The organism is Vibrio sp. 811 (genome assembly GCF_033339195.1).
Map to the genome: position 1 here is coordinate 163299 of NZ_JAWOUB010000002.1, position 12750 is coordinate 176048.

A 12750-nucleotide genomic window follows, 5' to 3' on the forward strand; every position below is an offset into this window, starting at 1 on the left:
AAAAAACAACCAGAATAAGACCATTTTCCATGCTGTTCATTTCTCAGAGAAAAATAGAAATCCAAAAAAAAGCGGCATGCTTTCGCATACCGCTTTTATCAATAATTTAACTGCTGATACTAGTTATTTTGATTTCTTAGAAACCGCCTTTGGACGAGGTTCATCCATCAAACCTTTTATCAAAGATACCGTTGCAACAAGCAAAACAATAGTAAATGGTAAACCAGTCGTCACCGCCATTGCTTGAGCAGCAGCTAGACCACCACCCAACATCAATGCAATCGCAACCAAACCTTCAAACGTACACCAGAACACGCGTTGTGGCGTTGGTGCATCGACCTTACCGCCCGCAGCAATAGTATCAATAACCAGTGATCCTGAGTCAGAAGAGGTAATGAAGAACACCACGACTAAGATAATGCCGACAAAAGATGTTATCTCAGCCAATGGCATAACATCTAACATGGCAAAAAGTTTTAAAGGTAGTTCTGCGTTAAACACCGCCTCGTAGCCATCATTAACGTATTGGCTAATTGCGTTACCGCCAAAAGCCGTCATCCATAACACACAAACTGAAGATGGGATAAGAATAACGCAAATAATAAACTCACGAACTGAACGACCGCGAGACACACGTGCGATGAACATACCCACAAATGGTGACCAAGAAATCCACCACGCCCAGTAAAACGCCGTCCAGCCTTGAGAGTAATTCACATCCTCTCGTCCAAATGGCATAGATAAGGCAGGGATATTAGCCACATAGGAAACGATGTTCTCGAAGAAACCAGTTAAAATCGCAATCGTCGGGCCAACAACAATAACAAATAGCAATAGCAGCGCTGCAAGACCCATGTTGATTTCAGATAAGATTTTCACGCCCTTATCGAGTCCAGCCACAACAGAGATTAAAGCGAGCGCAGTAATACCAATAATCAATATAACCTGCGTGGTATTGGTCATTGGGACATCAAACAGGAAGTTCAAACCCGTTGCGGCTTGAGACGCACCGTAGCCTAGCGATGTTGCTAAACCAAAAACCGTCGCTACCACTGCAAGAATATCGATAATATGACCAGTCCAACCCCATACACGCTCACCAAACAAAGGGTAAAAAATTGAGCGCATGGTGAGTGGCAAACCTTTGTTAAATGAAAAGATAGCCAGTCCAAGAGCCAAGAGCGCGTATATTGACCACGGATGAAGTGCCCAGTGGTAAATCGTCGCAGCCATCCCTAATGCCGAAGCTGCAGTTGCATCGCCCTCTGCACCACCCAGCGGTGCCCAGTCAGTACGTACACCATTCTCAACGCTCACGCCACCAATCGCAGAACTAAAATGGGACATCGGTTCTGATACACCGAAGAATACGAGACCAATGCCCATACCTGCAGCAAATAGCATTGCCAACCATCCGGCATAGGAGTAATCCGGTGTTGCTTCAGTACCACCGATTCGCACACGGCCCAATGGTGTGAAGATCAATCCGACACAGACAATGACAAAAATATTACCTGAAGCGAGAAAAAACCAGTCTAAATTGTGTAACAAACCCGCTCGTAGGTCTGCAAAAAACGGCTCTACCTGTTCTCGGAATAATAGTGTTATCACAACAAACATGACGATTGCTAAGCCAGAAATTGCAAAAACACGGTTGTGAATATCAAGGCCAAATGGGCCTACCTTTAGCGCAACGTTATCCTGACCAATTTGATAGTCAGTATCTATTGCGTTTACTTTTCCATCGGGGCGTTGAATGCCACCGTTATTATCGGTGCTCACGGATAATCTCCTTAAAAATACGTGACCAAGTTTAAATTACTTTCGTCGGAGTTCGAGTAATGAAACGTCTTCATCACTACCAAGCACATGTTCATAAAACATTGTTCTTATAAGCGGTTACTCAATCCGCCATCATAATCTTAAAGCCCCCTATCTCTCATTGCATTTTATTGTTTTCACCATAAATAACGCCTATTGCCAAACCGAAGATATTGGCATGTTTCGATTAAAGTGATACTGCAGTTGTGCTTGAAACAGCTCCGCAGTTGCTAACGCATCCGTCAGGGCATGGTGAGGTTGATAAGCAGGGAGGCCATATCTTTCACGAGCGTGCCCTAATCGTACAGAACCGGGTTTCTTGCCTTTCAACTTATTGATAAAACCTCTGCATTCACGGCGTTGTATCGCATACTCAATATCTAACGTATCAACAACAGGAAACTGTATCCCCTCTCCGATGCTATTTAGCAAGGCGTTATTAAAGAACTGCCTTTCAATGTTCTTGTAGTGAACAAGTACCACTTTGCCTGACAACGCATCCAATATTTCACCCAAGATCGGAGACAGCTGCGGCGCGTTTTTAACCTCAGAGTCAGTGATACCGTGAATAATGACAGACTCGTGGTTTAACTCTCTGTTTGGGTTAACGACCCAATGAGCAGAACCATTACATTGAACACGATCAATAGTGAACGGCACAAGTCCGATCGTGAGAATGACATCCTCTTCCGAGTTCAATCCTGTTGTCTCAAAGTCTACCGAGACAAATGGCACTTGTTCAATTGGTGTTTCCCCATTAACCATCGGTGTCGAATAGTAGCGTTTGAGCCTCTCGTCTTTCGCTTCTTTAGCTAGTTGTTTGAACAACATTGACCACTCTGGCGTCTGGGATGTATCCAACAACAGCTGTTCTTTTTCTACTTTTTTTGAGAACCACATTATTTGCTACTTCTCTGGTATCGAAACTTAATGAAGTTCTGAGCGTTACTTAGAATTTGAAATGCTGCTTTTAAGTTTCGACGTTCAAATTCAGACATGTTCTCCGGCTCAATATTGTTGTCTGGCTCTTCTCCATTTTCTATATCAAGGGCTTGGTGACGAATTCGAACCATGTAGATTAGCTCCATCGCATCCCTTAAATCCAAACCTCGACCTTTCGGTAAAATGCCAGCATCATTAATGTCATCTAAACGGTCGAAAGAGTTTTGCGATCGCGAACCGATTGCCAGAGAATGCACCCGTATTAAATCGGCCAACGGAGCCGTCCCCCTTCGCTTCAAGTTAATCGAGTTGCGATGACGACCATCTTTCTCCATCACAAAGTCTTTGAAAAAGCCCAGTGGAGGCGTCCTACGTATTGCGTTATACGCCATACAAGCAAGAAAGCGGTTATTTCTTTTCGCTCGTCTCACAATAAAGCTGCTTAATTGCTCCGCCCATTTCACTCGCCCATGCACACCGAGGAGATCAAAAAAGATATTACTATTTAACAATCTCTCAGGGGTTGGATTGTCTATCCAGTTTCCAAAGCATTCTTCCCATTCTGCACGAGTTTTTCGCCATTCTGGGTTGGTAGCCATAATGTCTCCAGTACAATAAGCATAGCCGCATGCCGCTAAACCATCACAAACAAATTTAGCAAACTTTTCAAAGTACTCTCCGTGAATCTCAACGTCATAACTGTTATCGAGAATAAGGGCGTTATCTTGATCCGTTACAATTAGCTGCTCATCCCTCGCCATTGAACCCATTGCGACTAAACAATAAGGAATGGGCGCTGGGCCGAACTCTTGCTCAGCTAATTCAGCGAGGCGTTGTTTGAAACTACTGCCTATAACCGACATGGCTCGACCAATCATGTGCGCGTTGGCATCTTCATTGACCATTCTTACGAAACAGTCTTTTACTTGTTCAGAAACCTGCTTGAGATCCTCGACACTGGTTTGCTGAAAAATAGAGCTCACTAGCAATAGGCTGTTCTGAGATTCGTAACGAACGATGTCCGTCATGCCAATAATTCCTATCGGCTTTTTATCTTTTAAAATTGGTAAATGATGCACGTTGTAACGCAACATGGTTAACATGGCCTCAAACACATAGGCGTTATAATCCAATGAAACCACGTCATAACTCATGACCTCACTCACTGGAATATTGGTATCAATACCTTGAGCTAGTACGCGAATGCAAAGATCGCGATCAGTCAATATTCCAAGCAGCTGTTCATCATCTTCTTCTGTGAGTTCCTCTGTCGGGCGAATAATGAGCAGAGAGGTGACATTTTCCTCTGCCATTAGTATCGCAGCTTCCTGAATTGAAGCCGTTGCCTCCAGAGTTACTGGATCTCTTGCTAAGATTTTACGTGCCTTAGCGGTGGTAAAGTCATTGCTTTCGGAGCGGCTAGATATTGCGCTTCGCAAACGCGCGCTATCTTCCAGTTCCATGTAGTCCGCAAAGTTTTCAAACTCATCACAAAGTTCATTGAAGATGTTTTCCGGAATACAGTAAACGAGAGTGTCTTCTATCGCTTTGGCTGGCATCCGTACGCGGTTGTTCATCAACAACCCCATCTGACCAAACAGTCCACCAGCATCAATCCTGTTATAGAGTTCACCTTTACGTCGATAAATCTCTACCGCCCCACTTCTCACCATATACAAGTCGCGGATCGTATCTCCGAAGTTAAGGATTTTTGTTCCTTGCCGAAAGTATGCAACCTCGGCATTGAGAGCAATTTTTCTAAGCTGCTCTTCAGGTAGGTCATCAAAAGGTGGGTACTGGCTAATGAAATTGAGCACTTCTAACTGTTCGGCTTCCATTTTTTATTCCATACGTTGCCTAAACTACAGCGATAAATATCACCCTGAGTGAAATCAAGCAATAAAATAAATCTAAGGATAACAGTACCTAACCGATTTCACAGGACCAAGTCTTAATCAAAAATTAGAGCTCTAACCTTTTTACATGTAGAGTTCTAAGCTATCACAGCTTATATCTATGCAAGCGAGTTGAGTTGAAATGTACAAAAAAATTCAAAATAAATTCAACCCTACGTCAGGGCAACGTTATGGCGGATAAAAACACATCGCAAGCAATTGTTTTAAATATAAAAAATAAGAATTGAACATACCTTGCTCAACGAACTCTCTATGCACAGCAGAACTAGTTAACCACCCCCCTTTCGTTGAAAGTTGAACTAAAATTAATTAGAGTACAAATCGTTAAACAGTTATAAACACACGAAAAAGGACAGATAACATGGATCCCATACTGGAAGTTAAGGGACTGTATAAAGTGTTTGGAGAAGACCCAGAGAGAGCCTTCTCGCTTATCGACAAAGGCGTCGATAAAGACGGTATTTTTGAACAGACAGGTTTAACAGTCGGCGTAAACGATGTATCTCTCACCATAAATGAAGGGGAAATTTTCGTAATCATGGGCCTTTCTGGCTCCGGGAAATCCACCCTTGTTCGACTTCTTAACCGGCTCATTGAGCCGACTAAAGGTAGTGTTTATCTCAAAGGAAGAGATATCGCCCACATCTCCGAAAATGAACTTCGAGAAGTTCGTCGTAATAATATCTCAATGGTGTTTCAAAGTTTCGCACTCATGCCACACATGACGGTGATTGAAAATGCCGCCTTTGGTTTAGAACTTGCCGGCATCGACGTTAATGAGCGTCAGAAAAGTGCCCTTTCCGCCTTAGAAAGAGTGGGTTTAGACCCTTATGCAGAATCTTTCCCTGACGAACTATCCGGTGGTATGAAACAGCGCGTTGGTTTAGCGAGAGCGTTAGCTTGTGATCCAGACATCCTATTAATGGACGAGGCGTTTTCCGCTTTAGACCCATTGATCCGTTCTGAGATGCAAGATGAGCTTATTCGTCTACAGAACGATGACAAACGCACAATTGTCTTCATTTCTCATGATTTGGATGAAGCAATGCGTATTGGCGACCGTATCGCCATCATGCAAAACGGTGAGGTTGTTCAGGTTGGTACACCTGATGAAATATTACACAGTCCAGCAAATGATTATGTCGAAGCGTTTTTCCGCGGCGTAAACATCGCAAGTGTCTTGACAGCAAAAGATATCGCGCGCAAGAAGCCAGCGGCTGTTTTTAAGAAATCGGAAAATGACGGTCCAGGCTCTGCGATGCAGATTCTGATGGAACACGACCGTGATTACGGCATTGTCGTCGATAAATCTAGCCGATATTCCGGCATCGTATCTCTTGATTCACTACGTTTGGCTCATAAAGAAAACCGTTCGTTAGCCAGTGCTCAATTACCGGATGAAGTTACTCTTCAGCCTGATCAGTCAATTAATGACATTTTGGGTCTGGTTGCTGGTGTTCCTTATGCCGTGCCTGTCGTAGATGAGAAAGGAACTTACTTTGGTGTCGTGACTAAATCACGTCTTCTACAAACACTAGATAAGGATTAACACGATGTCTTCAGAGCAAACTAACAATGATCCCTGGTCAAATACTGCTCCTGCGCAAGATGATCCTTGGCCGCAAGGTACAGAGACCACGCCAAGTAATGATTGGCTCAACTCAGAAACTGTAGAGCAAGCGCCATTCGATATTATGAACCCATTCCAAGATGCGGTTTTACCCCTCGATAGCTGGGTAGAGTCCGGTTTGAACTGGCTGGTGGAACATGGTCGACCTGTTTTCCAAGCAATACGAGTTCCAATCGACTTTATTCTAACGTCGTTTGAAACTGCTTTGGTGTCTACACCTGCGCCTATAATGGTACTCATTTTATTTTTGCTAGCGTGGCAGTTTTCCAATGTAAAACTTGGTTTTTCTACTCTTGTATCCCTTGTTTTCATCGGCCTAATTGGTGCGTGGTCACAAGCGATGACAACGCTAGCACTGGTGTTAACCGCCGTTTTCTTCTGTTTGCTTATAGGGCTACCAATGGGGATATGGTTGGCAAGGAGCCAAACCGCTGCCAAATTTGTTAGGCCAATATTAGATGCAATGCAAACGACTCCCGCGTTCGTTTACCTTGTGCCAATTGTTATGTTGTTTGGTATTGGTAACGTTCCTGGCGTAGTAGTAACGATCATTTTCGCCCTGCCTCCCGTTGTGCGCCTGACTATTTTGGGTATTCAGCAAGTACCTGAAGAGCTTATCGAAGCTGGCCACTCTTTCGGGGCAAACAAAAAACAGATGCTTTATCGCATCCAGTTACCGTTGGCGTTACCAACTATCATGGCAGGTGTAAACCAAACCTTAATGCTGTCACTTTCTATGGTAGTGATTGCTTCAATGATTGCTGTTGGCGGCTTAGGCCAAATGGTACTTCGTGGTATTGGCCGACTTGATATGGGTCTTGCTGCCGTTGGTGGCTTAGGCATCGTTATTCTTGCGATTTTGTTAGACCGTATCACCCAGGTGTTAGGGGTTAATGCGGGCAACACTAAACTTCGCTGGTATCACACAGGTCCTGTTTCATACCTATTGAAACTGAAAACAAAGACGAACCAAGACGATCTAAAACTTAGGAGAAACATCAATGAATAATTCATGGAAGAAAGCGCTCTCTGTTGGAGCTCTAAGTACTATCGCATTTTCAACTTATGGTGTGGCAAGTGAACTACCGGGTGAAGGTGTCACTGTTCAGCCTGTTCAATCAACCGTTGCAGAAGAAACATTTCAAACGTTGATCGTAAACCGCGCACTTGAAGAGCTTGGTTACGATGTTAAACCGACCAAAGAAGTGGACTACAACGTAGGCTACACCTCTATTGCTAAAGGTGATGCTACTTTCTTAGCGGTTGGTTGGTTCCCTCTTCACGCCGATAAGTACACGATGTCTGGCGGTGATGATAAGTTCTTCCGTAAAGGCCAATACGTAAGTGGTGCTGCGCAAGGTTATTTGATCGATAAGAAAACCGCGGAAAAATATAACATCACTAACATTGGTCAGTTAAAAGATCCAAAATTGGCGAAGCTATTCGATGCAAACGGCGATGGCAAAGCGGACTTAACTGGTTGTAACCCAGGTTGGGGTTGTGAAATGGTTGTTGAGCATCAGTTGGATGCTTTCAAACTTCGTGACACAGTAACACACAACCAAGGTAACTACGCGGCGATTATCGCTGATACAATCTCACGTTACAAAAAAGGCGATCCGATTCTTTACTACACTTGGACACCGTACTGGGTAAGTGGCGTTTTAGTTCCGGGGAAAGATGTTGTGTGGTTAGAAGTGCCATTCTCTTCACTTCCTGGTGAGCGTAAGGACATTGATACAACACTAGAGAACGGTAAGAACTACGGCTTCGAGATGAACTCTATGCGCATCGTTGCCAATAAAGAGTTTACAGAAAACAACCCTGCTGCTGCAAAGCTGTTTGAAATCATCAAACTAAATATCAATGATGTTAGTGCTCAGAATATGATGATGAGCCAAGGTAAGAACAGCTCAGCGGACATCGAGTCTCATGTAAATGGCTGGATCAAAGCGAACCAGAAAAAGTTCGACGCATGGGTCGAAGAAGCGAAGAAAGCCGCAATGTAATCATGCCTTTATCAACCTCTAGAGCCAGTTGGTGTTATCAACTGGCTCTTTTTTACACAAACGCCCCTCCCCCTTACATAGACATACCAACACTTACACTACTCGACCATAAACCCACATTATAATTCACGTTTATTTCACGCTTGCTTTGCTAAAAACAACACAACATAACAATTAAACTATTCGAATAAATATGAAAAACTTATCAAAGAGCTCTGTGTGGGGGCCTTTGCAGCCAATTGCTGCCTTTTCTTTGTTTTCGCTTCTATTTCTGTCTATCTCAAGAGTTTTGCTAGCTTTTTGGCAGATTGACCGTATTGACTCTCTAAACGACTTAATTTATATCCTAGGTCAAGGTTTGCGCGTAGATATTGCAACGCTTTGCTGGTTATTTATTCTTCCAGCACTGTTTTCAACCTTCATGCCATTAACCGGTAAGATGGGAGAGTGTTGGAAGCGAATATTACGCATATGGATGGTTTTAGGGCTTTGGGTGCTTGTATACATGGAGCTCGCAACAGCGCCATTCATTCAGGAATACGACCTACGTCCAAACCGCCTGTTTGTGGAATACTTAATCTACCCAAAAGAAGTCTTGAGTATGCTCTGGACTGGCTACAAATTAGAACTGTTTATTGGTGCGTTAGGTACAGTTTTAACCATCACTTTAGGTTGGAAGTGGAGTAAGAAACTGACCGATAAGGCGCAGCAGGTCAACTGGAAATGGCGACCACTATTGGCACTTTTCGTTGTTCTTTTTGGGGTTGCAGGTGCTCGCTCATCTTTAGGTCACCGCCCGCTAAATCCTGCTATGGTCGCCTTTTCTAACGATCCACTGCTTAACGACTTAGCACTGAACTCATCTTACTCATTGTTGTTTGCGGTTAATAGCATGAAGTCAGAAAAGAGCGCGGAGCAGTTCTACGGAAAAATGGACACTCAAAAGATGTTGGAATTAGTTCGCACTTCATCAACAAAGTCCGACTTCACCCCTTCATTACTCCCAACCATGAACAGTAACCCCGCGACTTACCAGGGTAAACATAAAAACTTAGTGATTTTGCTACAAGAAAGCTTAGGCGCCCAATTTGTCGGTGCTTTGGGTGGTTTGCCTCTAACACCAAACCTTGATGAACTCATGAAGGAAGGTTGGCAGTTCACACAAATGTACGCCACTGGTACTCGTTCTGTTCGTGGAATTGAAGCCGTAACCACGGGCTTTCCTCCATCTCCCTCTCGCGCGGTAGTGAAGCTGAGTAAAAGCCAAACGGGTTTCTTTACCATCGCGGACTTACTGAAAGCTCAAGGCTATCACACGCAATTTATTTACGGCGGTGAAGCCAACTTTGACAACATGAAAACTTTCTTCTTTGGTAACGGTTTTGATCAAATAGTAGAAGAAGATGATTATAACAACCCAAGCTTTGTTGGCTCTTGGGGTGTTAGTGATGAAGATCTATATAACAAAGCAAACGAAGAGTTTGAACGCCTTTCAAAAAGCGACAAACCTTTCTTTAGCTTAGTTTTTACGTCAAGTAATCATAGCCCTTATGAGTATCCGAAAGGCAAAATTGAGCCATACGATTCAGAACATATGACGCGTAACAACGCCGTAAAATATTCCGATTACGCTTTGGGCACTTTCTTTGAAAAGGCGAAAAAGTCATCTTATTGGGATGATACCATTTTCATTGTAATTGCAGATCATGATGCACGTGTTTCTGGCGCTAACCTTGTTCCGGTTAAGCACTTTCACATTCCAGCATTGATCCTTGGTAAAGGCATTCAACCACGTAAAGATGACCGCATAGCAAACAACATCGACATGCCGCCTACACTGTTATCTCTAATTGGGGTAGATGCTAAAACACCGATGATTGGTCGTGATTTAACGAAGCCACTAGCTCGCGAAGATGAGCGCGCAATGATGCAATACGACAAAAACTTTGGTTATTTAACGCGCGACAATCTCGTTGTGCTTTCCCCTGGTGAAAAGATATCGACCCTGGCGTACGACTTTAAAGACCAAACCATGAAGCCGCTAGAGGTGGACGAGTCTATTATCGAGCGTGCAAAAGCAAACGCATTATTTGCATCTAAAGCGTATCAAAACAACTGGTATTCTTCCAAACACACTCATTAATACCAATGATTCCGCTGATAAAAAGGAGCTAAACGGCTCCTTTTTCTTATTCTGTCACTTACCTTCGAGAATGTTCTACTGACAACTCCTGTCGTTCCTTTCCGTTAGATTGCCCCTACTATTTCTAATTGATTAAGGAACAAACCATGCTGACTATCAATTCATTCGTTCTCTACGTTGAGGACATCCACATAAGCCAAGTTTTTTATTCGAAACTGTTCGAACGCAAAGTCACGCAGTTGTCTCCAACCTTCGCCGCTATTCCACTGACCGAAGGCTTAACGTTGACACTCAAGCAAAGAGATAATCTTTCACCCTACAGCGGAATTAGAGGTGGTGGCACCGAGTTGTCTTTATCGGTGCCCAATAGTCATATGCTAGAGCGCATTTACAAGCGCTGGAAAGACCTAGGTGTTGAGTTTGTTCAACCACCAGCGACATCAGTGTATGGGTTAAATTTTATGGCTATCGATCCAGATAAGCATCGCATTCGTGTTTTCATAAATGAATAAAAATGCGTTAAAAATGCTTTTTACCCATTCCCAATGTGACTTCAATAAATTAGACTCAAGGAAACATCAAAAGCGGCGTAGTAATAAGAAGGAATGCCCATGAGCTCAAGTATGATCCTTAGCGAATCCCTAATCGAGAGCGGAAGAGATATCCCCCTCAAAGAACTGCTTTATGCAAAGCGCGTGCTGGATAACTACATGGCAGTAGCCAAAGAAAGTAGCCCGCTTGAGCTATTAACTGAGATGAAATCGGCAGCAAAGCAAGTAGAATACTTTACAACGACGAGTAACCCGTGTGAGGCTCGTAATGTCATCAGTCAGATGATTGATAAAATCGACACCGCGGAATCTTTTGCTTCGTTCAAAGCATTAGCAGGTAAGCCATCTCAAGCACTCAATGAACTAATTGAAGATCGAGCTCAGCTGATTAAACACGAACGAGAGCTCCTGCTCGCCTCAGGCTATGACGCCTCACGAATCTAATATACGCGACAGGCTAAAAGTCATAGCTAACAACGAAAAAGGAGCTCTTAAAGAGCTCCTTTTGCTTTTCAAAACCGGATACAAAAGACTTAAAGGCCGATATCTTCCGTTATTGCTTTGATTTGTTTGAGGTCCATTTTATAGACTTCAATCATTTGATCGACCTGACTTAGTCGTGAATTAGCTTCATCATGTTTATCACACGCGTCCGACTTCACGTCCCAAGATTTGCCTTCTAAAAATACGTCACACTCTTTCTTGAGTTTCTCAATCTTAGGTAATAATTTCGACCGTTCTTTCTCGAGAGACTCTAATTCTTGCGAAATTTTTAGCTCTTTCTGGAATACTTCGCGGGACCGCTCAAACATAGTCGCTTGCATATCCGCTTGACGACTCAGCTTCTCATTTTCTGACTTCGTCGTGTTGATCTTATCTGCCTGCTGCTTCAATTGAGACTCTAGTGACAAGTTGACCTTCTCGACCTCAGTCAATTGCTTTTGCAACTTCTTAAGTGCTTTCTGGTGCGCTTCGTCTTTCGCGGCAAGTAACTCACTAACTTGGTTTTGTATTTCTTGGTCAAGCGCCTCTTCACGCACTTTTACTTGAGATGCCAACTGGGTTTTATCTTGCGTTAGTGCTTGATACTTTTCTTCTAATACGTGGTAAGTCGATTCCCACTTGTTCGCAGTGACAACCGATCCAACAAGGCCACCAAATGCCAAGCCTAACACCGCAGCGATTGCGATATAGATATGCGTACGTTTGTCACGCTCTTCAATGACAACTACGTCGTCTTGCTCTTCCATTTTGTTCTGAGAACTCACCGTATACTACTCCAAGGACTCTTTTACTTTGCTAGCGGATCAATTCCGCAAACATAATTGATGCTGTATAAATCAGAAATGCGCCAATTAATGTTATAACGGTCGCTTTTTGGACTTTTTCATTGGTTCGATAACGAAACAGCACAAATGCTACTGCAATCAACACCGCAATGGCTAATAATCTGGTCATACCGCCTCCTTGTCCACTCATGAAAAACTGCCTAGGTCCGTAGACTGTTTCACAAAGATTCATTGTAACCCATTTATACGTACCATAAGGTCAACTTAGCGTAGATTTTAAAATAAGTGCTCCGATTTTAATCAATTTTGTGTCCTTAATTGAATAACTTATGTCGTAACAATCGAAACACATTTATCGTTCTGAAGTGTTTTTGGGTTCCATTCCCTAACCCAATAAATTTTATTTATGCCGTGACTCGCACAAAAAGATTGGCAAACATACCTTCATG

11 protein-coding genes are annotated in these 12750 nt (G+C 43.2%); 6 read left to right on the plus strand and 5 right to left on the minus strand.

What is annotated here, in order from left to right; all coding sequences use genetic code 11:
• Nucleotides 1-123: 123 nt before the first annotated feature.
• From R7Q46_RS04465 to R7Q46_RS04475, 3 genes are all read right to left on the minus strand, one after another.
• Nucleotides 124-1782, minus strand: coding sequence for a BCCT family transporter (locus R7Q46_RS04465; RefSeq protein ID WP_005377772.1), 1659 nt, complete (start codon nt 1780-1782; stop codon nt 124-126).
• Between the two features lie 192 nt (nt 1783-1974).
• Nucleotides 1975-2721 carry a 3'-5' exonuclease gene (locus R7Q46_RS04470; RefSeq protein WP_318077330.1) on the minus strand — a complete coding sequence of 249 codons (747 nt, stop codon included), beginning with the start codon at nt 2719-2721 and terminating at the stop codon, nt 1975-1977.
• Entirely contained in the window at nt 2721-4601 is a 1881-nt protein-coding gene (locus R7Q46_RS04475; RefSeq protein ID WP_005377775.1) for a DUF294 nucleotidyltransferase-like domain-containing protein, read from the minus strand. Before R7Q46_RS04475 ends, R7Q46_RS04470 begins: the two co-directional genes overlap by 1 nt.
• 439 nt (nt 4602-5040) lie before the next feature.
• Between R7Q46_RS04475 and proV the strand changes: the two genes are divergently transcribed.
• The 6 genes from proV (at nt 5041) to R7Q46_RS04505 (ending at nt 11456) form a co-directional block, all read left to right on the plus strand.
• Entirely contained in the window at nt 5041-6228 is a 1188-nt protein-coding gene (proV, locus tag R7Q46_RS04480; RefSeq protein ID WP_270007313.1) for a glycine betaine/L-proline ABC transporter ATP-binding protein ProV, read from the plus strand.
• 4 nt (nt 6229-6232) lie between these two features.
• Nucleotides 6233-7318 (plus strand): glycine betaine/L-proline ABC transporter permease ProW, encoded by a 1086-nt coding sequence (proW, locus tag R7Q46_RS04485; protein ID WP_318077331.1) that lies wholly within the window; start codon nt 6233-6235, stop codon nt 7316-7318.
• Nucleotides 7311-8318: a glycine betaine/L-proline ABC transporter substrate-binding protein ProX gene (gene proX / locus R7Q46_RS04490; RefSeq protein ID WP_005385703.1), complete on the plus strand. Its 1008-nt coding sequence runs from the start codon at nt 7311-7313 to the stop codon at nt 8316-8318. Before proW ends, proX begins: the two co-directional genes overlap by 8 nt.
• A gap of 193 nt (nt 8319-8511) precedes the next feature.
• The gene (locus tag R7Q46_RS04495) at nt 8512-10461 is read left to right on the plus strand and encodes an LTA synthase family protein (protein WP_206959193.1); all 1950 of its coding nucleotides are present in this window, start codon (nt 8512-8514) and stop codon (nt 10459-10461) included.
• A 146-nt stretch (nt 10462-10607) separates the two neighbouring features.
• The gene (locus tag R7Q46_RS04500) at nt 10608-10973 is read left to right on the plus strand and encodes a VOC family protein (RefSeq protein WP_005377781.1); all 366 of its coding nucleotides are present in this window, start codon (nt 10608-10610) and stop codon (nt 10971-10973) included.
• A gap of 99 nt (nt 10974-11072) precedes the next feature.
• On the plus strand, nt 11073-11456 hold the full coding sequence (locus R7Q46_RS04505) for a hypothetical protein (protein WP_005377782.1): 384 nt from the start codon (nt 11073-11075) through the stop codon (nt 11454-11456).
• A gap of 89 nt (nt 11457-11545) precedes the next feature.
• Here R7Q46_RS04505 and R7Q46_RS04510 read toward each other — a convergent pair whose 3' ends face one another.
• Nucleotides 11546-12280: a chromosome segregation ATPase gene (locus tag R7Q46_RS04510; RefSeq protein WP_017820934.1), complete on the minus strand. Its 735-nt coding sequence runs from the start codon at nt 12278-12280 to the stop codon at nt 11546-11548.
• Between the two features lie 31 nt (nt 12281-12311).
• Complete coding sequence (locus R7Q46_RS04515) at nt 12312-12470, minus strand: hypothetical protein (protein WP_005377784.1); 159 nt, start codon at nt 12468-12470, stop codon at nt 12312-12314.
• Nucleotides 12471-12750 lie beyond the last annotated feature (280 nt).